21 protein-coding genes are annotated in these 21860 nt (G+C 70.7%); 2 read left to right on the top strand and 19 right to left on the bottom strand.

Annotated elements, in window-relative coordinates:
* Window positions 1-20: 20 nt before the first annotated feature.
* From ACWEOI_RS22435 to fabD, 19 genes are all read right to left on the bottom strand, one after another.
* A complete protein-coding gene (locus ACWEOI_RS22435) occupies window positions 21-2204 on the bottom strand; it encodes an MMPL family transporter (protein ID WP_452360866.1) in 2184 nt (727 codons plus the stop codon).
* 6 nt (window positions 2205-2210) lie between these two features.
* Entirely contained in the window at window positions 2211-3137 is a 927-nt protein-coding gene (locus ACWEOI_RS22440) for an SDR family NAD(P)-dependent oxidoreductase (protein ID WP_452360867.1), read from the bottom strand.
* Window positions 3134-3637 carry a DUF2505 domain-containing protein gene (locus tag ACWEOI_RS22445; protein ID WP_452360868.1) on the bottom strand — a complete coding sequence of 168 codons (504 nt, stop codon included), beginning with the start codon at window positions 3635-3637 and terminating at the stop codon, window positions 3134-3136. Before ACWEOI_RS22445 ends, ACWEOI_RS22440 begins: the two co-directional genes overlap by 4 nt.
* 2 nt (window positions 3638-3639) lie before the next feature.
* Window positions 3640-5388, bottom strand: coding sequence for a BTAD domain-containing putative transcriptional regulator (locus tag ACWEOI_RS22450; protein WP_433673440.1), 1749 nt, complete (start codon window positions 5386-5388; stop codon window positions 3640-3642).
* 45 nt (window positions 5389-5433) lie between these two features.
* On the bottom strand, window positions 5434-5907 hold the full coding sequence (locus tag ACWEOI_RS22455; RefSeq protein ID WP_452360869.1) for a DUF1772 domain-containing protein: 474 nt from the start codon (window positions 5905-5907) through the stop codon (window positions 5434-5436).
* 205 nt (window positions 5908-6112) lie between these two features.
* A complete protein-coding gene (locus ACWEOI_RS22460) occupies window positions 6113-6508 on the bottom strand; it encodes a hypothetical protein (RefSeq protein ID WP_357278846.1) in 396 nt (131 codons plus the stop codon).
* A 4-nt stretch (window positions 6509-6512) separates the two neighbouring features.
* Window positions 6513-7478, bottom strand: a complete 966-nt coding sequence (locus ACWEOI_RS22465; RefSeq protein ID WP_433667303.1) for a zinc-binding dehydrogenase — start codon at window positions 7476-7478, stop codon at window positions 6513-6515.
* Window positions 7475-8182 (bottom strand): bifunctional 2-polyprenyl-6-hydroxyphenol methylase/3-demethylubiquinol 3-O-methyltransferase UbiG, encoded by a 708-nt coding sequence (gene ubiG / locus ACWEOI_RS22470; protein WP_433667302.1) that lies wholly within the window; start codon window positions 8180-8182, stop codon window positions 7475-7477. Before ubiG ends, ACWEOI_RS22465 begins: the two co-directional genes overlap by 4 nt.
* A 1-nt stretch (window position 8183) precedes the next feature.
* Window positions 8184-9398 carry an FAD-dependent monooxygenase gene (locus tag ACWEOI_RS22475; RefSeq protein WP_452360870.1) on the bottom strand — a complete coding sequence of 405 codons (1215 nt, stop codon included), beginning with the start codon at window positions 9396-9398 and terminating at the stop codon, window positions 8184-8186.
* Window positions 9395-9952 carry an ester cyclase gene (locus ACWEOI_RS22480; RefSeq protein WP_452360871.1) on the bottom strand — a complete coding sequence of 186 codons (558 nt, stop codon included), beginning with the start codon at window positions 9950-9952 and terminating at the stop codon, window positions 9395-9397. Before ACWEOI_RS22480 ends, ACWEOI_RS22475 begins: the two co-directional genes overlap by 4 nt.
* Window positions 9942-11075 carry a 3-oxoacyl-[acyl-carrier-protein] synthase III C-terminal domain-containing protein gene (locus ACWEOI_RS22485; RefSeq protein ID WP_452360872.1) on the bottom strand — a complete coding sequence of 378 codons (1134 nt, stop codon included), beginning with the start codon at window positions 11073-11075 and terminating at the stop codon, window positions 9942-9944. The genes ACWEOI_RS22480 and ACWEOI_RS22485 overlap by 11 nt, the downstream gene beginning before the upstream one ends.
* 55 nt (window positions 11076-11130) lie before the next feature.
* Complete coding sequence (locus tag ACWEOI_RS22490; RefSeq protein ID WP_452360873.1) at window positions 11131-13533, bottom strand: beta-ketoacyl synthase N-terminal-like domain-containing protein; 2403 nt, start codon at window positions 13531-13533, stop codon at window positions 11131-11133.
* Between the two features lie 18 nt (window positions 13534-13551).
* The gene (locus ACWEOI_RS22495; protein ID WP_452360874.1) at window positions 13552-14826 is read right to left on the bottom strand and encodes a beta-ketoacyl-[acyl-carrier-protein] synthase family protein; all 1275 of its coding nucleotides are present in this window, start codon (window positions 14824-14826) and stop codon (window positions 13552-13554) included.
* Window positions 14823-15335 carry a 3-hydroxyacyl-ACP dehydratase FabZ family protein gene (locus ACWEOI_RS22500; protein WP_452360875.1) on the bottom strand — a complete coding sequence of 171 codons (513 nt, stop codon included), beginning with the start codon at window positions 15333-15335 and terminating at the stop codon, window positions 14823-14825. Before ACWEOI_RS22500 ends, ACWEOI_RS22495 begins: the two co-directional genes overlap by 4 nt.
* Entirely contained in the window at window positions 15332-16642 is a 1311-nt protein-coding gene (locus ACWEOI_RS22505; protein WP_452360876.1) for a beta-ketoacyl-[acyl-carrier-protein] synthase family protein, read from the bottom strand. Before ACWEOI_RS22505 ends, ACWEOI_RS22500 begins: the two co-directional genes overlap by 4 nt.
* Window positions 16639-17091, bottom strand: coding sequence for a hypothetical protein (locus tag ACWEOI_RS22510; RefSeq protein ID WP_452360877.1), 453 nt, complete (start codon window positions 17089-17091; stop codon window positions 16639-16641). Before ACWEOI_RS22510 ends, ACWEOI_RS22505 begins: the two co-directional genes overlap by 4 nt.
* A 41-nt stretch (window positions 17092-17132) precedes the next feature.
* Complete coding sequence (locus ACWEOI_RS22515; RefSeq protein WP_357086479.1) at window positions 17133-17915, bottom strand: SDR family NAD(P)-dependent oxidoreductase; 783 nt, start codon at window positions 17913-17915, stop codon at window positions 17133-17135.
* Complete coding sequence (locus ACWEOI_RS22520) at window positions 17915-18337, bottom strand: acyl carrier protein (protein WP_357086477.1); 423 nt, start codon at window positions 18335-18337, stop codon at window positions 17915-17917. The genes ACWEOI_RS22515 and ACWEOI_RS22520 overlap by 1 nt, the downstream gene beginning before the upstream one ends.
* 98 nt (window positions 18338-18435) lie before the next feature.
* Entirely contained in the window at window positions 18436-19425 is a 990-nt protein-coding gene (gene fabD / locus ACWEOI_RS22525) for an ACP S-malonyltransferase (protein ID WP_433667285.1), read from the bottom strand.
* A 450-nt stretch (window positions 19426-19875) separates the two neighbouring features.
* Here fabD and ACWEOI_RS22530 point away from each other — a divergent pair, with 450 nt between their 5' ends.
* Both ACWEOI_RS22530 and ACWEOI_RS22535 read left to right on the top strand, forming a co-directional pair.
* On the top strand, window positions 19876-20889 hold the full coding sequence (locus ACWEOI_RS22530; protein ID WP_433667283.1) for a ParB/RepB/Spo0J family partition protein: 1014 nt from the start codon (window positions 19876-19878) through the stop codon (window positions 20887-20889).
* Window positions 20890-21022: 133 nt separating this feature from the next.
* Window positions 21023-21859, top strand: a complete 837-nt coding sequence (locus ACWEOI_RS22535; RefSeq protein WP_452360878.1) for an alpha/beta fold hydrolase — start codon at window positions 21023-21025, stop codon at window positions 21857-21859.
* Window position 21860 lies beyond the last annotated feature (1 nt).

A 21860-nucleotide genomic window follows, 5' to 3' on the forward strand; every position in this document is an offset into this window, starting at 1 on the left:
GGTACATCGGCTGATTCGGGCTAGGTTGTCACCGGCTCCGGCGCGGGTGTTCGCGCGCGTCCGGGCACCCACCAGTTGAGCCGCCCCATGGTCTGCATCAGGGCGGGCACCAGGATGGTGCGGATGACGGTCGCGTCGACCAGTACCGCCAGGGTGAGTCCCAGGCCGAACAGCTGGACGAAGGAGACGTGCGCGAACACCATCCCGACGAACGCGATGGCGAGCAGTGCCGCGGCCGCGGTGAAGATGCGCGCGGTGCGGGCGATTCCGACCGCGACGGCGCGGCTGGTCTCCCCAGAGGTGAGGTACTCCTCCCGAATCCGGGACAGCAGGAACACCTCGTAGTCCATCGACACCCCGAAGGCCAGGCAGAACATCAGGATCGGCATGGTGGGCACCAGGTACCCGGTCGGCGTGAATCCCAGTGCGCCCGACAGGTGCCCGTCCTGGAAGATCCACACCATCGCGCCGAAGGTGGCCGTCAGTGACAGCACCGTCAGCACGAGTGCCTTGATCGGCAGCACCACGCTGCCGGTGAACACCAGCAGCACCAGGAACATCGACACCGCGATCAGGGCGAGCGCCAGGGGAACTCGGGAGGCGAGCGCGTGCACCGAGTCGGCGTTGCGTGCGGCGGGCCCGCCGAACCGCACCGGCCCGGGCGCGGGCACGGCCTGGAGCCGGTCGAGTTGTTCGGTGGCGGCGGTCGAGTACGGGTCGAGGCGGGTGCCGATGCGCAGGTATGTGCCCGCGTCCCCGGCCATCACGGGTTGTGCTCCGGCCAGCGGCATTCCGCCGCCGAAGGCTCCACCGCTGGACAGCACCGAACTGACGCCCGGCACCAGCGAGAGGCTGCGCGCGTACTCGGCGACCCGTGCGGTGTCACCGTGCGTGTCGGGCAGGACCGCGAGGATCCCCGCGGTGAGGTTCTCCGAGAAGCCGGTACGTGAGGCGTCGCCGACCTCCCGGCTGGATCCGGAGGCCAGTACCCGATCGTCGGCCCATCCGAAGCGCACGCCGAGGAACGGCGCTCCGAGCAGCAGCAGTGCCGCGACCACGGCCACGATCGCGATGACCGGCCGCTTCATGACGCCCATGGCGAAGCGATACCACCGGTCCCGCTCCACCGGCTGGGGTGCGGGGTCGGGGCGGCCGAGCCGCCGGCGCAGCCACTGCCGCACGTCGAGCGCCTCGACCCGATGGCCCATGAGCGCCAGCGCCGCGGGCAGTACCAGCAGCGTGGTGAACACCGCCGCCGCGAGCACCGCGAGCCCCGCGTAGGCGAACGACCGCAGGAAGTACAGCGGGAACACCAGCAGCGCCGCGAGGGAAAGCGCCACGGTCAGACCGGAATACAGCACGGTGCGCCCGGCGGTGCGGACGGTGCGGGCCACCGCGTCGACGGTGTCGGAGCCCGCCGCGATCTCCTCCCGGAACCGGCTCACCATGAACAGGCTGGAGTCCAGCGCGACCGCGAACCCCAGTGCCGTGGTCATATTGAGCGCGAAGATGGAGACGTCGCCGACCGCCGCCAGCACCCGCAGCACGGCCAGCGCCGCGCCGATGGTGACCACGCCGACCAGCAACGGCAGCATGGACGCGACGAGGCTGCCGAACACCAGCACCAGCGCGATGCCCGCCAGGGGGATCGCGATGGATTCGATGAGCACCAGGTCGAGGGTGATCTGCTTGCTCATCTGCGCGAGCGCGACGGCCTCACCGCCGGCCCGGACCTGGACCCCGTCCTGGCCGCCGTTGTACTTGTCGGCCAGGGTGCCCGCGAGTTTCGGTGCGGCGGTGTCGTCGCCGCGCGCGTAGGCCACCAGGACCGCGCTGTGTCGGTCGGTGCTGCGCAGCGCGGTGCGCATCTCGGTGGGTACGCTCCAATACGACTGCACCCCTTGGAGATCCGGGTTCGCCTTCAGTTCATCGGTGATCCGCTGCCCCACCGTGGTGGCCGCGGGCGTGTCGATTCCGTCGGGCGCGGTGAGCACCAGCACGACATTCGGCGCCGCGCCGGGGAAGTGGTCTTCGAGATACCGGTCGACCCAGGTGGATTCGGAGTCCGGCGCCTGGAACCCACCGGATTTCAGGTGCATCGGCGCCGACCATCCGATGGCGTAGCACAGGATCGCGGCGAGCCCCGCGAGCACCAGGACGGCACGCGCGCGACGCTGGGCGAAGTGGGCGATGGCGAGCAGCACGCGGGCTCACCGCCGTTCGGCGGGCGGCACCCGCCGCGCGGTCCGGACCAGGTCCTCGGAGACCTGCCACAGTTCCGCGGCCCGCTCGGGGTCGTAGGACTCGGGTGCGCTGGGCACTTCGGTCGCGCCGGTGAAGTATTTGCCGGTGGTGTCGGCGAGGTCGGGTCCGGTGATCAGCCAGGCCAGGTCGGCGGCCGAGCGGGCGACGGTGCGGGCGATGGGCATGACCCGGATGAGCACCGGCGCGAGCAGCCGGAACCCGATGCGGGCGGGTGCCGAATAGCCCCGGGAGAGAGCGGTTTCCGGCATCAGCCCGGGATCGAAGGCGTTGACGGTGATCCCGCGGTCGCCCCACCGGTTGGCCAGCTCGTAGGCGAAGTACACATTGGCGAGCTTGCTGGTCGCGTAGGCGACCCGCCCGTCGCGTCCGGAACCGTCACCGGGAGTGGCGAGTTCGCGGGGTGCGCGCCACTGCGGCGCGGGGAATCCCATCGATTTGCGCGGCCCCTGATGCACGTCGCTGGACACCACGAGGACCCGTGACCCCGCGTCGAGCAGGTCCGCGCATCCGGTGACGAGCGCGAAATGCCCGAGATGATTGACGGCGAAGGTCAATTCGTAGCCGTCCTCGGAGCTGCGCACCTTGTCCACGATCTGGAGTCCGGCATTGCACACGATCGCGCCGAGTCGCGGCTGTTCCCGGCGGTGCAGGGTTTCCACCGCCGCCCCGACCGAATCCAGGGACGCCAGTTCCAGTTCCAGCAGTTCCACCCGCGCCGTGGGCGCGTGTTCCCGGATCCGCTGCCGAGCGGCCTCCGCCCGCTCGGTGTCACGGCATCCGAGGATCAGGGGAACACCCTTGGCGGCGAGGATTTTCGCGGTTTCGAGGCCGAGCCCCGAGGTCGCGCCGGTGATGAGAACGGGAAGGCTCATGCCGCGTTCTCCAGCCACTTCATCGTGAACTCGTCGATGGCGGCCGCGGTGCTGGTGAACGTCTTGCCCATATCGGCTTCGATGAGCCTGCCGATCAGGGGAACCCGGGCTTCGATCTGCCCGGCCATGGTGAATTCGCACCCGTTGCCGGTGCGTCGCAGCACCAGGTCGGCGCCGAGTTTGATGGTCATGCCCTCGACCTGCCCGTCCATCCGCCCGCGGGCGATACCGTCGGCGGGTTCGGACCAGGTCTCGCTGTAGGTGTAGCGCACGCCATCGGGCCGGAACCTGGCGGCCGGGCCGGGCAGGGACGAGGCCGGGATGACGGTGTTGACGGTGACCAGGGTGCGGTTCGGGGTGACCTCGAAGGCGGCCAATTCGGCGTCGGCGCCGTCGATTTCGCGAATGCGCTGTTCCCAGTAGTCCCGGGAGCCGAGGGCGCGGTGGAACTGGACGTCGCTGTACGGGTACGGGGTGGTGTGTTGCACGGAACGCGGCATGGTCAGTCTCCCAGGTGCTTGGCGTAGATGCGGTGGATGTCGAGCATTCGGTAGAGGGCGCGGTCGGCGTCGTCGCGGCCGACCTCGGAGAGCAGGTAGGCGTCGACGAGCCGGTCCAGGGCGTCCTCGACCTCGTCGGCGCTGAGTTCGGGGTGGTCGGGGGCGATGAATTCGGTTCCGGCGGAAGTGTGGTGGCCGAGGTCGCGGAAGACGCCGGCGGCGGTGCTGTCGAGCCGGTCGAAGGTGAGGTCGAGGCTGGCGCGGATGTCGAGGGATTGGTAGGACACGACTTCGAGGCGGCGTTGTTCGTCGCTGATCCGGGCCAGCATGCGGGCGAAGGTCCAGTGCGGTCGCGCCGACATGCGGCAGGCGACGGCGCGCAGGGCCAGCGGGATGCCCGAGCAGTGGTCGGCGACGCTGCCCGCGTCCTCCCATTCGGGCAGCACCCGGGCCCGCCCGACGGTGGCGACCAGCATCTGCAGGCCCTGGGTGCGGGACAGCTCGTGCAGGACGTAGGTGCGGACGGTGGTGAGCCCCAGGGCGAATCGGCTGGTGATCAGCGCTGTGCTGGATCCGCCCGCGGGCAGCAGCGGGATGATCTGCGATTCGGTGACGGCATTGTCGAGGATCACCAGGACACGTCGCCGCGCCAGCCGCGCCCGGTAGAGGTTGGCGCGTTCGGCGAGGGTGGGGGGCAGGGCGTCGGCGGGGATGCCGAGCGCGGTGAGCAGTCGGCCGAGCACCGTCTCCGGGGTGGTGTTCGGTCCTTCGGCCAGGTCGGCGAACAGCATCCCGTCGGGGAAGCGGTCGCGCAGGCAGTCGGCGGCCTGCAGCACGAGTGCGGTCTTGCCGACGCCCGCGCCGCCGGTGACCAGGACGGGACGCGGGGAGGGATCGTCGGTGAGCATGCCGGTGAGGGTGGCCAGTTCGGCGTCGCGCCCGCTGAATCCGAGCGGGGCCAGCGGCACCATGTCGGGCGCGATGCCGAGGGTGACGGTGGGCGGGTCGCCGCGCAGGATCTGGCAGTGCAGGTCCCGCATGCCGGGGCTGGGGTCGGCGCCGAGTTCGTCGGCGATGAGCCGTCGCGCCAGCTCGTACTGCCGCAGCGCCTGGGCGGTCTCGCCATTGAGGAAGTAGGCGCGGATCAGCCGCTCCTGCAACCCTTCCACGAGCGGTTCCTCGAGCAGGGCGGTGTGCAGCCGGTTGATCACCAGCGAATGGTTGCCGCGCCGGATCTCGGCGTCGGCCCAGTCGGCGGTGACCTCGTGCTTGAGCCGGTGCAGCGAGTCGCTGAGTCGCCGGGCCCATTCGCTGTCCAGTCCGGTCATGGCGCTGCCGTTCCACAGGTTCAGCCCCGCGGCGAGTTGTTCGACGCGGCCGGGGTCGTCGATGTCGGTGGCGCGGGCCCGGTCCACCAGGTCCATGAAGTGCCGCAGGTCGACGGAATCCGGTGGGGTGGACAGGGTGTAGCCGCCCGAGCCGCGGTTGACCTGGACGGGCGGGCCGCCGTGCCCGGCGGTGGCCTCGGTGAGCACCCCCCGCAGCCGGGCGACGTAGGTGTAGACGGCGTCGCGGGCTGCGACCGGCGGGGAATCACCCCACACGCGGTCGATGAGCGTGTCGATGGAGAGCGGCCGGCCCGAATCCACCAGCAGCGCCGCCAGCAGGCTGGTCTGCCGGGGCGGCCCGAGGTCGACGGGTTTGCCGTGGACGTGGAGCTGTACCGGGCCCAGGAGCTTGAACTGGATCATTGTGACGCCTAACTTCCCCCCCTGGTTTGGTTGCGGCGCAGCCCATTACATGGACAGCGCCGCGAGAAAGAGTGCGACCAGGGCGATTCCCTGCAGGACGACGCGGACGACGATGACGCTGTCCCAGGTGCCCTGCATCTCGCGGACGTCGGCGGGGACGCGGTCGGCGATGACCGCGGCGGTGAGCTGCTTGTTGACCGGCGCGCTGATCCGGGCGTAGATGCCCAGCCAGACGGCCAGCACGGCGACGGCCAGTGCCGCGAAGCCCCCCGCGGCGGTCTTGCCGTCGAGAAACGCCAGGCCGGTGGCCACGACCGCGGCGACCACGCCGACCGCGCCCGGGATCGGCATGCGCTTGTCGGCGACCTCGTGGATCCGGCCGGTGACGGCGGCCAGGGCGCGGTCGTCGATGCGGGCGAAGGCCGTCCGCAGCACCAGGGCGCAGAAAAAATCGGTGCCGTAGACGACCGCGGTCGTCAGAATTGAAATACCTATGGCTGACTGGAACAGAATTTCCATTAGCAAATCCTCGGCGAATGGCCAAGGGCGAGAACGGCTACCGCCGATTCTCCACCTCGGCGTCGGTAGTGGTGATCGTCGCAAATTGTCGTGAACATTATGTTGCACCGTGTGGTGCAAGACATTTCACCGAAATGTGATTGTGGCGATGGCCAGTTCTCGCCCGGCGTGCGTTGTGATCGGTTATGGGGCGGTAGGGGGTTCGCTACTCCCGCAACGCCGCGGCTACCAGAATTCCGCCGGCCAATCCCGCTGCTGTGAGCAACTCCCAGGTGTCGGGCGGCCCGGTCACGCCGAGGCGCCCGCGCTTGTTCAGCGTCACCGTGGCGTCCACCAGTTCGAGTGCGACGCCGAGCACGAACCAGTGGCGAACGGGGTGCCCGCGCCGCAGTGACCACACGGTTCCCAGCCCGATCACCACGTCGCGGGTGCCGAACGCGCGGGTGGGCAGCGAGGAGGCGTTGTCGTCGTATTCGCCCGACCACGATTTGGAGACCGTGGCGGGCTGGGTGAGCATGCCGGTGCCGATGGCGATCCGGGCCAGCGCCTGCGACCAGGCCATCTGCCGGACCATGCCCTGCACACGGCGGTGGGCTAGCATCGAATTACCGTTCATCGTTAGGGTTTTCCTCCCGGCAGGCGGCCTCGTCCACGGCGACCACGACCTTTCCGCGGGCGTGTCCGCCCTGACTGAGCAGATGCGCGCCGGCGGCCTCGGGCAGCGGGAAGACCGCGCCGACCGGCACCCGGAACACGCCCTTGGCGGCGAGCGCGGCGACCACGGGCAGGTCGCCGGTGTCGGGCCGGGTGAAGACGTAGGAGCCGCCGAGCTCGCGGGCCTTCGGATCGACCACGGAGGCGAACCGGCCGTGCGGGGCCAGCAGCGGCAGCACGGTGCGCTGGATGCGTTTGCCGACCGCGTCGAGCAGCACGTCGATCCCGTCGGGGGCGAGCGCGCGGACCGAATCGGCCAGCCCCACGGTGTAATTCACCGGTTCCGCGCCCAGTTCGCGCAGGAAGTCGTGATTGCGCTCGCTGGCGGTCCCGATCACCCGCGCACCCAGGTGCACCGCGATCTGCACCGCCACGCTGCCGACGCCACCGGCCGCGCCGTGCACCAGCACGGTCTCCCCGCGCTGCACGTCGAGCACCCGCACCAGGGCCTGGTAGGAGGTGAGCGCGGCCAGCGGCATGGCGGCGGCCTCGGCCCAGCCCATGTTCGGCGGTTTGATCGCCAGCGCCCGCACCGGCGCGGGCATCACCTGGGCGAAGCTGCCGCGGCTCAGGTAGTCCTCGCGCACGCAGCCCACGACCTCGTCGCCGACCGCGAATTCGTTGACGCCGATGCCGATCTCGCGCACCACGCCCGACACGTCCGCGCCCGGGACGATGGGGAAGACGGTGTCGGCGAACGGATCCAGGTAGCCCTCGCGGGCCTTCCAGTCGATCGGGTTGACCGCGGCGGCCTTCACGTCGAGCAGCACCCCGTCGAGCGCCATCTTCGGGATGGGCAGCTCACCGTATTCGAGGACCGACGCGTCGCCGTAGCGCCGGTAGAAGACCGCCTTCACGAGCGCACCGCCGCGCCGATATAGGTGGAGGACAGGTCCGCGGTGGTGAACATGATCAGGTTGCCGTCGCGCTTCTTGCCGAGGATGGTCAGCCCGCGCTGCTTGGCCAGCGGCTTCAGCCCGGCGGCGTCGAGGTGGCGGGCCAGCTCGGCGGGTTTGATGAACTGGTGGTGATGGTGGGTGCCGCGGGCGACCATGCCGGTGAGGTACTCCGGGATCCAGATCATCACGATGCGGGCCAGCAGGGTCCGATTGATGGTGTCGTAGCAGAAGATTCCGCCGGGCTCGAGCACCCGCGCGATCTCCCGCACCGCCATGGCCGGGTCGTCCACGTGCTCGAGCACGTCCACGCAGGTGACGACGTCGAAGGTGTGGTCCGCGTAGGGCAGCGCCTCGGCCCGTCCGACGGAGTACTCGATGTTCTTGCCGGTCGATTCGGCGTGCGCACGGGCGGCGGCGACCAGCCGGGCGGAGGGGTCCATCCCGCTCACCTCGGCGCCGCGCCCGGCCAGGTATTCGGTGGTGAAGCCGCCGCCGCAGCCGACGTCGAGCACCTTCTTGCCCGCCCAGTCCTGGACGTACTTGTCGAAGTACTCGAAGCGCGGGCGCTGGAAGGAGGTGAGCCCCTTCATGGCGGAGTCGTCGTCCCACCAGGATTCGGCGAAGTCGCCGAAGAAGTCGGCCTCGGTCTGGGATTGCTTCATGTCAGACACCGTCTTTCTGCAGTGATGCGGTCGGTTCGGGGGTGCGCCAGCGGGTGGCGTAGGCGATCTGGTCGCGTTCGGCGATGCGGAAGACGAGCCACGGCCACACCAGCCGCATGCCGAATTCGCGCAGCCGGATGAGCAGCGGGTTCTCCACCGCGCCGAGGCGGCCGATGCGCCAGGCCACCTTCTGGAGTCCGGCGGTGCGGGCGCGGCGCTGTTTCTCATAGCGGCGCAACGCGGTCGCGGGGTCGGTGGTGTCGAGTTCCTCGGCCAGGACGAGGGCGTCCTCGAGGGCTTGGCACGCGCCCTGGCCGATATTGAAGGTGATCGGGTGGGCGGCGTCGCCGAGCAGCGTGACCCGGCCGGCGCCCCAGCGCTTGTCGGGGGCCCGGTCCAGGACGTCGCCGCGGATGATGGCCTCGGGCGGGGTGGCGGCCAGGATCTCCTCGACCGGGGCCATCCAGCCCCGATGTCGTTGCGCCAGTATCTCTCTGGGGTCGCCGTCGTCGTGGCCGCCGGGTTGGCCGTTGGCCACGCTCATCCAGTGCACGACGCCGGGGGCGACGTCGTAGAAGGTGAATCGGGTGCCGGGGCCGAACAGCGCGTAGAAGGTGCCGGTCGGGATCTTCTCGTGTCGCAGTTCGGCTTTGCCGCGCCAGGCGATGTAGCCGGTGTAGCGCGGCCGGGACATGCCGAGCAGTCCGTTGCGGACCATGCCGTTGATGCCGTCCGCGCCGATGAGGACATCACCGCGGACCCGCTCGCCGTCGGACAGTTCGACAGTGACCCCGGTGTCGTCCTGTTCGAAGCCGACGACCGCTGCGCCCGTGCGGATCTCGGCGTCCTCGCGGGTGGCGGTGACCGCCGCGCTGAGGATCCGGTGCAGCACCGACCGCTCGACCGCGATGGTCGGGCAACCGTACTTCTCGATGAACCCGCCGACCGGCCACGCGCCGAACAGGTCCCCGCGCCAGGTCCCGAAGTGGGTGATCTGCTGCACGGGGGCGGTCTCGAGCACCTCGCGCAGCACGCCGAGGCGTTGCAGCGCGATGGTGCCGTTGGTCCAGATGTGCAGTCCCGCACCGCCGTCGCGCAGTTCGGTGGCCCGTTCGAAGACCCGCACGCGGAGGCCGCGCTGTCGCAGCGCGAGGGCCGCGGCCAGGCCGCCGATGCCGCCGCCCGAGATGAGAACCGTCAGTGGCCGCTGCGTCACGGCCGGCCCGCTTCGGTCGGGGCCGCCGCTTCCGTCAAGGACGACACGGTGGCCGCCAGTTCCGCGAGGTCCATGCCGCCGCCCTTGCGGCGCCGGCCCTTGCGTCCCAGCGCGCCCGACATCAGCCAGCCCAGGCCGAGCGCCTCGAGCATGGCGGATTCCACGCCGATGCCCCAGCGTTCGTGGATGAGGCCGTCGGCCAGCCGCCACACCACCACGCCCTTGAACTCGATGGCCTCCCCGGTGGGGTCCATGCCGAGGAATTCGCCGGTGAAGGTGCCGCGCCAGGTGTTGTGGATGACCACGTAGTCGGCGTGCGCGCTGAGTGCCTCGATGGTGACGTGCAGGTCCGGAAAGCCTTCGCGCAGACCGGCGATGGTGTACTTGACCCCCGCGGTGCCGTCGGGCGCGCCGGGCAGCGGCTGGTGGTCGACCATGTCGGGGGAGTAGATCTCGTCGACCACCGAGAAGTCGCCCTGGTTGACGAATTCGTCGAAGACGCGGCGGATGATGCGCGCGTTCTCCTCGGCCGTGAACACGTGATCAGGCGACATGGTCGATCACCTCGGCGGATTCGGCGAACGGGGCTTCCCAGCGCAGCGACAGACCGGCGTAGAGGTAGCGGCTGGCCTCCACGGCGAGCAGCAGCACCTGGTCGCCGGGTCGGACCCGGCCCTGGACCCAGCCGTCGTCGAGGGCCAGCGGCACCGCCGCCGAGCCGGTCGCGCCGACGGTGGCGAGGTTCTCGACGATGTTCTTGGCCAGCACCGCCTGGTCCTCGGGAGAGACTCCGGCGGCGTCGAATTCGGCGGTGAAGTAGTCGGCATTGCCCTCGGGCAGCACGCAGGCGTCGATCTCGGCGACGGTGAGCCCGGTGCGCGCCAGCATGTCCTTCATGCCCGCCACGAACACCTGCGGCCCGAAGGTGGCGGTCCCGTTCACGTCGAGCTTCATCTCCACCAGGCGCTTGCGCTTGGCCTGATCGAACACCGGCTCGTGGGTGCCGCCGCCGACGATCTGCATGCCGGGCTTGCGGTCGCCGCCGAGACAGGCGGTGGCGAAATGGAATTCGCCGTTCGGGTCGGCGCTGCCGGGTTCGCCGGCGCGCAGCACGACCGCCCCGGCCCCGTCGCCGAAGGAGTTGATGACCAGCCGGTCGCGCATGCGCACCAGTTCGGGGTCCATGCCGAGGTACATCGGAACCAGCAGCGGCGAAATGGATTCCGCGCCGATCACCACGGCCGTCTTGTAGGTGCCGTCCGCGAGCAGGCGGCGCGCGTAGTCGAGGCCCTGTACGAAACCGGTGCAGGCGGCGCGGAATTCGATGGACGCGCAGTGCGCGAGTCCGAGCTGCTCCTGCACGTAGGTGACCACGGCGGGCAGCTGGTATTCCGGGCTGGCCGAGGACATGACCAGCAGGTCCACCTCCGCCAGGTCGATGTCGGCGCGGGCCAGCGCGCGCCGCGCCGCCGTGGTGGCCATGGCGGAGGTGCCGGTGGTGTGGCGGCCGGTGGCGGGGTCGATGATCCAATGCCGTTGCCGTACTTGGATGTTGTCGAGCACCTCGGCGGGCATGGGCCCGCACAGGCGCTCGAGGGTGGCATTGTCGATCGGGTCCCCGGGCAGGTAGGAGCCGGTGGACAGGATCGACACGTGGCGGGTGTCGAGGTTCGGCATGGTGTCTCCGTTCACGATTCGAGGTGTGCGTTCACGAGTGGGTGGGTGCGTGGGGTCACCGCGGTGTGGCCGCGGGGTGGGTCAGCACGAAACTGGTGTGGGTGCCGCCCAGTGACGAGCCGTTGACCAGCACCGGGCCCTGGTTCGCGCCGTGCGCCCACGAGGTGATGGCCAGCGCCGCGGCCAGTTGCGCGCCCGCGCCGATGGGATCGCCGAGCACCCGCTTCGGCTCGTGCCGGGCACAGGCCGGGTTCAGGCCGAGCCGATCGACGGCCCGGCGCTCGGGACCGTCCACCGCGGGCAGCCCCGCCGCGCCGGTCCAGACCGCGGTCACGTCTTCCGGTTTCACCCCGGACGCGGCGAGGGCGTCGAGCATGGCCCGCTCCACCCCGTGCCCGCGTGGATCCCAGCGCGCGATGCCGAGCGCATCGCAGGTGGTGGCGTAGCCCGCGAGCACGGCCAGCGGGGTGGCCCCGCGGGCCCGCGCCGTCGAGGCCCGTTCCAGCAGCAGGGTGACGCTGCCCTCGGCGAGCTGGAATTCGCGGCCGTGACGACCGGTGAACACTCCCGCGCCCCGGTAGGCGTCGAGCGCGTAGGGCGAGAGCTCGTCCGCGCCGGTGCACAGGACGGCGTCGGCGCGTCCGGCCCGCAGCAGGTCGAAGGCGGTGCCGAGCGCGGCGGCGCCGGCGGCGTGACCCGAGGTGAGCGTCGAGGTCGGTCCCTTCGCGCCCAGCGCCATCGCCACCTGCCCGGCGGCGGCATTGAAGACGGTATTGGGGAAGATGGCCGGATTGCCTTGCAGCGGACCGCCCAGCACCGTCGGCTCGAAGAACCGGGAGATGCTGCTCATCGGCCCGACACCGGTGCCGAGCACCACGCCCACGCTCTCGTCGGCGGTGAGCCCGGCCGCCGTGAGCGCCTGCTCGCTGGTCGCCACGGCCAATTGACCGAGGCGGTCCATCCGCCGCCGCGCCTTCGCCGGAATGGTCGCCCCCGGATCGGTGCCCACTCGCACCACCCGCAACCCGTTGTGCGACTCGGCGACTCCGGCCCCGGCCCGCCATGCGGCCCAGAGCTGTTCGGCATCCGCCGCCTCACCGATGAGCACGCCGATCCCGGTCACGATGACCTCGTCGACCTCGCCGGGTATGAGTTCGCCGTGGGTTTCGGCGGGCCGCCCGTACACCACACAGGCGTTGGCCCCGGCGAAGGCGAAATTGTTCGAGGCGGCGACCCGCATGGGCAGGGCCCGGGCCTGGTTCGGCGCGGGATCCAGTCCGCACGCCGGGTCGGTCTCGGCGAAACCGGCTGTCGGCGGGATCATCTCGTCGCGCAGGCCGAGGATGGTGACGATGGCTTCGACGGCCCCGGCCGCGCCGAGCAGGTGGCCGATCATGGATTTGGTGCTGCTCAGCACCACGTCCTGGGCGGCGTCGCCGAGGGCGGCGCGGACCGCGTTGCTCTCGGCCGAGTCGTTCTTCGGGGTCCCGGTGCCGTGCCCGTTGATGTACGGCACGTCGGCGGGGGTGAGCCCGGCGGTGTCGATGGCGGCGCGGATGGCCCGCGCCGCGCCCGCGCCCTGGGGATGCGGTGCGGTGGCGTGGTATCCGTCGGCGGACATGCCGTAGCCGAGCACCTCGGCGACGATCGGGGCCCCGGCCGCGAGGGCCACCTCGGCGGAGGTCAGCACCATCATGCCCGCGCCCGCGCCGAGCGAGAGTCCGTCGCGGTCACGGGAATACGGCCGCGCCGGTCGCGAGGACAGCGATTCGACGCTGTTGAAGCCGTAGTACGCCATCTCGCTGAGCGCGTCGCTGCCGCCGACCAGCATGGCGTCCGCGCGTCCGGCGCGGATCTGCTCGACGGCGTGGGCCAGGGCGTGGGCGCTGGACGCGCAGGCCGTATTGACCGACAGCACCGGGCCTTTCAGGCCGAACGCCGCGCCGAGGGCTTCCGCGCAGAACTGCGGTGACACCAGCAGCAGGTGCCGGTCGTCGCCGAGCCCCAGTTCGTCCGCGCCGACCGTGCGCCCGGCGTCGACCGCGCGGCGGACCGCCTTCTCGGCGCTGCGGATCCCGCTGTTGCAGCTGCCGAAGGCCACACCCCACCGGTGCGCGGGCAGCGCGTCCGGGCGGGGCGCCGCACCCGCCTCCAGCACGCCCAATCCCGCGCCCGCCATGGCTTCCTCGGCGGCGATGAGCGCGTAGTCGATGGCCGGTTCGGGGTCGGTGAGACCGAGCGGGGCCAGGTAGTCGTATTTGGGGCGCGGCGGGTCGAGGATCTCGCCGCCGATGGCCGCGGGCAGTCCGGCGACGGCGAATTCGCGCAGCGGCCGGATGGCGACCTCGCCGCCGCGCACCCGCTGCCACAGTTCCTCCGCGCCGGCGCCGTGGGCGGTGATCGCGCCGAGCGAGGTGATCACGATGCGCCGGGGCGCCGGACGATGGGTTTCGTGCATGGCCGAAAGTCCTGTCGATCAGTTCGATTGGGTGAGGGTGAGCGCCACGGCCTGGCCCTCCAGGCCGCGGGCCAGGGCCAGCGCGACCCTCGGTCGTGCGTGCCGGGCCGCACCGGTGACGATGTCGAGATCGCATCCGGGGGCCGGGTTCTCGTGATTGGCGGTGGCGGGCACCACGCCGGAGTCCAGGGCCAGCGCCGCCAGGGCGGCATTGAGCGCGCCCGCGCCGCCGACCAGATGCCCGGTCTGGGGTTTGACACTGGTCACGGCCGCCCGGTCGGCGGCCCCGCCGAGGGCGGTGCGCAGCGCCCGCACCTCGCTGGTGTCGCCGAGCGTGGTGGCGCAGCCGTGGGAGAACACGCAATCCGGGCCCGCCGCATCGGCATCCGACAGCGCCGCCGTGATGGCCCGGACCAGGCCGCGGCCGTCGGGATCGGAGGCGGGCGGGCGCACGCAGTCGTTGCCCATGCCGTAGCCCGCGAGTTCGGCGTAGATGTGCGCGCCGCGCCCCAGCGCCCGATCGAGGTCCTCGAGCACCAGGATGGCCGCGCCGTCGCCGATCACGGAGCCGGTGTGCTCGCGATCGAACGGCCGGAACGCCTTGGCGTCCAGGTCGTTTCGCGGTGACAGCACGCCGAGCCCGTCGAGCTTGGCCATGGCCCACCAGTTGGTGGCGTCGTCGTAGCCGCCCGCCACGGCCAGATCGGCCTCCCCGCGCCGGATGGCGCGCATGGCCCGCCCGATCGCGGTCGCACCGGAATCGGCCGCGCCCGCGTAGAAGGCATTGGGTCCGCGCAGGCCGAACAGCGAGGAGATGTGGTAGGTCCCGCCGTTCTGCAAACCCTCCACGTACGCCAGCGGCGGCACGATCGACCGGGCCAGTTCGCCCAGCTTGCGCATGTCCGGCGCGCCGTCCGCGCCGCGGATGGCCTCCATGTCGGCGATCGAGTCGTCGCGCTGGCAGATGTCCTTGTTGCCACCGAGATACAGCCCGGTGCGGTGGCCGAGGTCGCTGCGCTCGAGCCCGGCGTCGCGCAGTGCGAGGGTGGCGGCCGCGACGCCGTACTGGTCGCCGCGGGTGGAGGTGCGCATGGAGCGCAGCGACAGGAACTTGCCCGGATCGAAGTCGGGGATCTCCGCACCGAGCCGGGTGCGCAGCGGCGACGGGTCGTAGGCGCGCAGCGGTGCGATGCCGGTGCGGCCCGCCACCAGCGCGTCCCAGGTCTCGCGGGCGCCCTCACCGAGCGCCGTGACCAGGCCGACGCCGGTGATCACCACGCGGCGCGCGGTCACGACTGCACCTCGGCGGCAAGGCCGTTCGCGACCGGCGTCGATTGGGCGGGGTTGCCGATCGCCGCGGCGGAATCGCCGGTCACCGCGGCGATCGGCCGACGCGCCAGGCGCAGGTTCTTGATGGCGGCGGCGGTCTTGCCGTCCACCGTGGCGGTCGCCCGCCACACCGACTCGTCCGGATCGGTTCCGGTGCTGACGCTTTCGACGGTCAGGTGCACCTGATCGCCCGGCGTGATGAAGCGCCGGAAGCGCAGCCCGTCGGCGGCGCGCAGCCGCAGCAGCGGATCACCGGCGGCCATGACGGCCAGCGCGATCAGGCTCTCGGTCAGCAGTACGCCGGGCAGGATGGGGCGGCGCGGGAAGTGGCTGTCGAAGAACGGCAGGGTGCCGGTCACGTTCAGCAGGGCCTCGGCGCGAACGCCGGGGTCCACCACCAGGATTCGATCGAATCCCGGGGTGCCGATGCCCGCCGCCGGGAGGTCGGCGGGCGCGGGGTGGGACGCGGTCATGGCTGCTCCCTGAGTTCGGGGGTGTTCGGGGGTGCGCCCACCACGAGGCAGGTATTGGAACCGCCGAACGCGAGGGCGTTGATCATGGCCGCGCGCACCGGCATCCGGCGCGCGCGATGGGGGACGTAGTCGAGATCCAGGGCCCGGTCCGGGGTGTCGAGATTGAGGGTGGGCGGCACCACCGCGTCCCGGATCGCGCCCAGCGCCGCCAGCAGGTTCAGGGCCGCGGCCCCGGCGGTGAGGTGCCCGGCCATGGATTTGGGCGAGGACACCACCAGCCGGTAGGCGTCGTCGCCGAACACCTTCTTGATGGCCCGGGTCTCGGAGACGTCATTGCCGGGCGTGCTGGTGCCGTGCGCCGCGATGTAGTCGATATCTGCGGTGCCCAAACCGGATTCGGTCAGCGCGGATTCCATCGCCTCGATCGCGCCCGCCCCGTCCGGCGGCGAGTCGGTGATCCGCCAGGCGTTCATGGTGGACCCGTAGCCGAGCAGCTCGCCCAGGATCGGCGCGCCGCGCTCGACCGCGGAGTCGTGGTCCTCGAGGACGAAGGACACCGCGCCCTCGCCGATCACGAATCCGCTGCGGTCGGCGTCGAAGGGACGGGAGGCGGCGCCGGGATTGTCGTTGTAGCGGTCGGTCATCGCGCCCAGCAGCCCGAAGCCGAGGATGTCGGCCCAGGTGGTGAGCGAGTCGTAGCCGCCGGCCACCATCATGCGGGCGTCGCCCTCCTGGATCAGCCGGAAGGCCTCGCCGAGGGCGTGCCCGGATCCGGCGCAGGCGGTGTGGATGCCCACCATCGGACCGGTCGCACCGATCAGCCGGACCATGGCGTTGAGGGCCAGGTTCTGATTGCCGGTCAGGGTGGCCGACGGCGCGGGGCGCACGAACGCGTCGGGTTTCCCGGTGCGGGAACGCAATTCGGAGACCCGTAGCACCATCTCCAGGTCGGGCCGGCCCACGCTCGCGCCCATGGCCACCCCGCGATCCGAGGGCGGGTAGGGCTGCTCGTCGGCCAGGCCCGCGGAACGCAGGGCCTCGCCGACCGCCGCCAGCCCGAACAGGCCGGGCCGGGACACCCAGCGCCGGTCGGCGGCGGCCGGGATCGCGGTGACCGGATCGAAGGAGTCCGGGACCAGCCCGGCGATCCGGACCGGGAAGGTGGTGCAGTCGAAGGTGGTCAGCGGGCCGATGGCATTGCGCCCGGCCACCAGTCCGTCCCAGGTGGACGGCGCGTCCACGCCGAGCGGCGTGACCGCGCCGACGCCGGTCACCACCACCCGCCGGCGTCCGGCCGGGGTGCTCATCCGACCAGCTCCTCGCCGAGCAGGTGGCGCGCCATCCGTTCGGTGTCGGCCGGGTCGTCGAGCCGGTCGGCGTCGATGAGGGCGCACATGATGTTGCGGGCGTCCATGATCCGCTCGCCGTCGACCTCGATCCAGCCGTCCACCACCGCCGCCTCCGGCGTCGCGTGCACCACCCGGGCCGTCATCCGCAGCACGTCACCGGGTACCGCGTCGCGGTGCATGGTGACTTGGCCGACGGTGAGCAGCGCGGCGCGTTTGGTGTGCGCCGAGCTGAGCAGCACGAGCCAGGCCCCGGCCTGGCACAGCGCCTCGAGGGCCAGGCCGAAGGGCAGCACGGGGCCGGTGGCGGACGGCTGCCAGACGTTCTCGTAGACCGAGGTGAGTTTGCGAGCCGTGATGTGCTGCAACGGTTCCCAGGACTCGATTCGGTCGATGAGATGAAATCGCATGGCAGTCACGTCCTTTCCGATTCAGCGGGATGCCGGGGTGTTCAGCGGGAGACCAGGCGGCCGTTGCTGAGCTGCACCGCGAGACCGCCGTCGACGCGCAGCAGTTCTCCGGTGACGTAGTCGGCGGCCGGACTCGCAAGCCAGGCCACCGCCTCCGCGACCTGTCCCACATCGCCGTAGCGGCGCATCGGGACATGGGTGCGGCCCTTCCCGTTGTCGCGTTGCAGCAGGTCGCCGATGAGATCGGTGGGGATGACGCCGCCCAGTACGGCGTTCACCCGCACCCCGAACCGGGCCATCTCCACCGCGCAGGCCAGGGTGAGCGCGTTCATCGCGCCCTTGGAGGTGGAGTAGTTCGACTGCCCGGTGAGGCCCTTCTCGCCCATGATCGACGAGACGTTCACGATCGCGCCCTCGCCCTGGGACATCAGGTGCCCGGCCGCGGCGTGCGTGCAGTTGAAGGCGCCGCCCAGGTTGACCTGGATGACCTTCCACCATTCGGCCGGATCCATGTCGTGCAGCAGACCGTCGCGGGTGATGCCCGCGTTGTTGACCAGAATGTGCAAGCCGCCCAATTGATCCCGGGTCTGCTCCACCAGATCCTTGGCCGCCGCCAGCTCGGACACGTCCGCGCCGATGGCGACCGCGCGGCCGCCGAATTCCGCGATCTCGGCGACCACCTCGAGGGCTTCGTCCTTGTGGGAGCGGTAGTTCACCGCGACCGCCGCGCCGCGGCGGGCCAGGGTCAGTGCGACGGCCCGGCCGATGCCGCGGGACGCGCCGGTGACCAGCGCGACCTTGCCGGCGAAATCCTGTTCCGGCATCAGGCGACCTCTTCGGCCTCGGCCGGTGCGGCGGCGCGCTGGGCGACCAGGTCGACCAGGTTGCGCACGGTGACCAGGCCGAGCACCTGCTCGCCGCGCAGCGGGCCGTTGAGCTTGCTGCGGTCGAACTGCGGCAGCACCTTCTCCAGGTGGGCGAGCCCGATCTCGGAGACGATCTCGTTCTCGTCGCCGAACTCGTCGTCGGGGATGCCGCCCTGCAGCAGTTCCTGCACGTCGGCGACGGCGATCTTGACGCCGGTGTCGCGGTGGATGCGGAACAGGATGTCGAGCAGGTCGATGGATTCCGCGCCGAGCTCGTCGATCAGGGTGGCGTCGAGGGTCACCTCGGACTGGTCGATGCCGAGGGCGTCGGCGATCGCGTCGGTGACGGCGGGCGCGAAGTCGGTGGTGGTTTCGGGCATGGTGATTCCTTCTTTCTGGGTGAGGGGTTGGTCGGGGACCCCTGCGGCGCCTGCCGCAGGGGTGTGATCGGTGGGAGTCGGGCCGGATCCGGCCTGGCTCAGGCGTATTCGGCGACGGCCGCGGCGATGCGGCGAGCGTCCTGGGTGCTGCGCACGGTGGCGTCGCCGACCATGCGGTTGGCGAGCCCCGACAGCACGCGTCCGGGCCCGATCTCGAGGTAGTCGGTGCAGCCGAGTTCGGCGGCGGTGCCGATCACCTCGATCCAGCGGACCGGGGCGGTGAGCTGGCGGCGCAACAGTTCCCGCGCCTCTTTGCCGCTCGAAATCGGTTGTGCGGTCACGGAACTGATGACGGCGGTGGTGGGATCGCGGAAGTCGGCCAGGTGCAGCCCGGCGGCGAATCGCTCCTCGAGCGACGCCATGAGCGAGCAGTGGAACGGCGCGCCGACCCGCAGCGCGACCAAAGAGCCCGCCCCGGCTTCGCGCAGCAGCTCGGTGGCGGCCGCGACCGCCTCCGCCGTCCCCGAGATGACCGACTGGTCCGGCGCGTTGTAGTTGGCGAGCTCGACGACCCCGTCCACGCCCGCGCAGATCTCCTCGATCCGCCCCGCGTCCACCCCGGACACGGCCGTCATCGCGCCCGGCACCGCCGCCGCGATCTCGGCCATCAGCTCACCCCGCAACCGCACCAGGGTCAACGCGTCGGCGAGATCGAGCACCCCGGCCGCGGCCAGCGCCGCGAACTCCCCGAGACTGTGCCCGGCGACCAGATCGGGCGCGAACCCCTCGGCCCGCAGCACCTCGAAGGTGGCCAGCGCCGTGGCCAGAATCGCCGGCTGCGCCACCTCGGTGGCCCGCAACTGCTCCGCGTCCGCCTCCGTGCACAGCGCCCGCATCGGCAGCCCCAGGCACTCGTCGGCCCGCTCGAACACGGCCCCCGCGGTCTCCGGATGCTCACGGATCAAATGCGCGGCCATCCCCTCCCGCTGCGATCCCTGCCCGGGAAACATGGCCAGTACCCGTCGTTGCCCGTCCGGTGCCCCCGGCGCGGCCAACTGCTGGGCCGCCGCGATCAGATTGGCGTTCATGGTGTCTTCCGAATCGTGCAGGTAGCCGGTGGCTACTCGGGGTCAGATCCCGAACGTCGCTGTTCGCGTCCCGAGTATGTGAATCCCGGCTCGAGCGGTCCTCGAGGAAAACCAAACACGCAGTAACCATCCCGGCGCGGCGGTGTTTCGAGGCACCGCGCAGTGTCCCCGGGAGCGCGGAGCGAAGCGCCGAAACGAAACTGTAACGAGTTCTATTGCAGCAAGGTCTTGCTACGTGCGATCTGGGGAAGAGTGGACGCCCGTTCTTCATGAGTATTGAAAGCTGTTGTTACACAACAGATCTTGCACACAAGAGGCATGGGTTTCCGATCGGTTCGTACCCGGTGGCGGCGGGTGACAGCAGTGGCCGCCGCGAGTGAACGAGTTCTAATCTCGGCTCCGATGGCAGTGTTCGACATCCATCAAATCCGTTAAGAGACAAGGGGAACCATGAACTCGAGCGATCGACCTCTGGTGCGGCTGTCGGCCGGTTCCATGTCGGGTACGGAAGTTCAGGCAATCGGGGGAACGGGGCACGGCGAGGTGGTCCGAGCCGCGACGGCGTCGCTGCGGATCGGGGATCACCCGCGAATCGGCGGTATCGATGCCGAACATGTCGAGCGGCTGGCGGAATCACAGCACCGGCTGCCGCCGATCCTGGTGCACCGCCCGACCATGCGGGTGATCGACGGGGCGCATCGGCTGCGGGCGGCCGAGCTGCGCGGCGATGCGCAGATCGACATCGTGTATTTCGACGGCGGTGAGGCGGACGCCTTCGCGCTGGCGGTGCGGGCGAACGTCCACCACGGCCTGCCGCTGTCGTCGGCCGACCGTGCGGCGGCGGCGCTGCGCCTGTTGCGGACTCATCCGCAGTGGTCGGATCGCGTGCTCGCCTCGGTCACCGGCCTCGCGGCGAAGACGATCGCGGCGATGCGGTCCGATTCCCGCGGTGCCGTCCCGCGGGTGGAGGCCAGGCTCGGGCGCGACGGCAAGGTCAGGCCGGTCGACACCGCCGCCGGCCGGGCCAGGGCCAGCCGATTGCTCGCCGCGCGACCGGATGCCTCGCTGCGCGAGATCGCCAGTGCCGCCGGGATATCCCCGGCCACGGTCCGGGATGTCCGGGCTCGGCTGGACCGCGGTGAGGACCCGGTGCCGTCGCGCGCCCGGCGCACCCCGAAGCCGGTCCAGGTGCGTGGGCAGACCGCCGGTGATCTGCTCCGTGCGATGTATCGCGACCCCTCCCTGCGGATGTCCGGCTCCGGCCGCTCACTGCTGCGGCTGCTCAGTTCGCCGCTGCTCGACGAGCGCACCCGCGAACGACTGGTCATGACCGTACCGCCACACTGCGCCGATCTGGTCGCCCAGGTCGCGCTCGAATGTGCCGCGGGCTGGCGCAAATTCGCCGATGAACTGGCTGCGAGCCCGCGTGCAACCGACGACCGAATCGCAGTTGAACGCGGTTGAACACGGCATTGCCCGGGAAAAGTGAATCCCTCTAATCTCTGGCCATCGATCCGCGAGAACTGGATTCGAGTGGATGCCAGAACGGAAAGGGCTGCCGATTATGTCCGACACGCAATCAACAAGATCCATAGATTTGCCGGACGGCACTGTCGCCGTGGTCAATACATTCCCTGCCGAACACACCGGTGAAGCACCGGTTGTCGTCGTCTGGCCCGGTATCGCGGCGCCCGGTGCACTGTATTCCGGATTGGCGACGGAACTCAGCCGTCAAGGCTTCACCGTCGTGGTCGGCGAATTGCACGGTCAGGGGAATTCGTTTCCCCGGCCGCGGCGTTCGAGCCGCTACGGCATGCACGACCAGGTCATCTACGACTACCACCTGACCACCGAGTACGCGCGTGGCCTCGCCGCCGGACGTCCGGTCTACGTCTTGGCGCACAGCTTCGGTGGCCAGCTCGCTGTCTGTCATATCGCCCGTGATCAGCGCATTGCCGGGCTGATCCTGGTGGCCTCGGGGTTGGCGCCGGTGTCGGAGCTGCGGGCGGTGTCGATGCGGCGCTGGCTGGGCGCCCGGGCGCTGTTCGGCGCTATCGCCCGGATCGGCTGGCTGCCCGCCACCAAGATACTGGGGCGGCCGACCCGTGGCCTGACTGTCGACATCGCGAACATGGTGTTGTCCGGGAAGTTCGAGCCGCGCGGGGCGGAGTTCGATTACGAAGCTGCCATGAGCCGCAGTGCGACGCCGCTCCTCGCGATAAATTTCGCGGCCGACCGGCGCGTCTCGATTCGTGAAACGGATCTGCTCGTGGGCAAATTCGGCCGGGCGCCGCTGCGGCGGGAGGTCGTCGACGCGGGGCTGGGGCACATGTCGTGGTTGAAATCGCCGCAGCCGGTCGCCGAGATTGCCGCGGAATTCATCCGCGAACTGTCGGCGGACAAGCCGGAGAAAGAAACTCGGGCCGTTGCCTGAG

Source organism: Nocardia sp. NPDC004340 (assembly GCF_053602575.1).

Coding starts and splice junctions, on each gene's coding strand:
- ACWEOI_RS22485 (WP_452360872.1), bottom strand. CDS start 11,075: ATGCCGAACCTCGACACCCGCCACGTGTCGATCCTGTCCACCGGCTCC.
- ACWEOI_RS22440 (WP_452360867.1), bottom strand. CDS start 3,137: ATGAGCCTTCCCGTTCTCATCACCGGCGCGACCTCGGGGCTCGGCCTC.
- ACWEOI_RS22480 (WP_452360871.1), bottom strand. CDS start 9,952: ATGTCGCCTGATCACGTGTTCACGGCCGAGGAGAACGCGCGCATCATC.
- ACWEOI_RS22445 (WP_452360868.1), bottom strand. CDS start 3,637: ATGCCGCGTTCCGTGCAACACACCACCCCGTACCCGTACAGCGACGTC.
- ACWEOI_RS22455 (WP_452360869.1), bottom strand. CDS start 5,907: ATGGAAATTCTGTTCCAGTCAGCCATAGGTATTTCAATTCTGACGACC.
- ACWEOI_RS22520 (WP_357086477.1), bottom strand. CDS start 18,337: ATGCCCGAAACCACCACCGACTTCGCGCCCGCCGTCACCGACGCGATC.
- ACWEOI_RS22515 (WP_357086479.1), bottom strand. CDS start 17,915: ATGCCGGAACAGGATTTCGCCGGCAAGGTCGCGCTGGTCACCGGCGCG.
- ACWEOI_RS22500 (WP_452360875.1), bottom strand. CDS start 15,335: ATGACCGCGTCCCACCCCGCGCCCGCCGACCTCCCGGCGGCGGGCATC.
- ACWEOI_RS22490 (WP_452360873.1), bottom strand. CDS start 13,533: ATGCACGAAACCCATCGTCCGGCGCCCCGGCGCATCGTGATCACCTCG.
- ACWEOI_RS22530 (WP_433667283.1), top strand. CDS start 19,876: ATGAACTCGAGCGATCGACCTCTGGTGCGGCTGTCGGCCGGTTCCATG.
- ACWEOI_RS22510 (WP_452360877.1), bottom strand. CDS start 17,091: ATGCGATTTCATCTCATCGACCGAATCGAGTCCTGGGAACCGTTGCAG.
- ACWEOI_RS22460 (WP_357278846.1), bottom strand. CDS start 6,508: ATGCTAGCCCACCGCCGTGTGCAGGGCATGGTCCGGCAGATGGCCTGG.
- fabD (WP_433667285.1), bottom strand. CDS start 19,425: ATGAACGCCAATCTGATCGCGGCGGCCCAGCAGTTGGCCGCGCCGGGG.
- ACWEOI_RS22450 (WP_433673440.1), bottom strand. CDS start 5,388: ATGATCCAGTTCAAGCTCCTGGGCCCGGTACAGCTCCACGTCCACGGC.
- ACWEOI_RS22505 (WP_452360876.1), bottom strand. CDS start 16,642: ATGAGCACCCCGGCCGGACGCCGGCGGGTGGTGGTGACCGGCGTCGGC.
- ubiG (WP_433667302.1), bottom strand. CDS start 8,182: ATGAAGCAATCCCAGACCGAGGCCGACTTCTTCGGCGACTTCGCCGAA.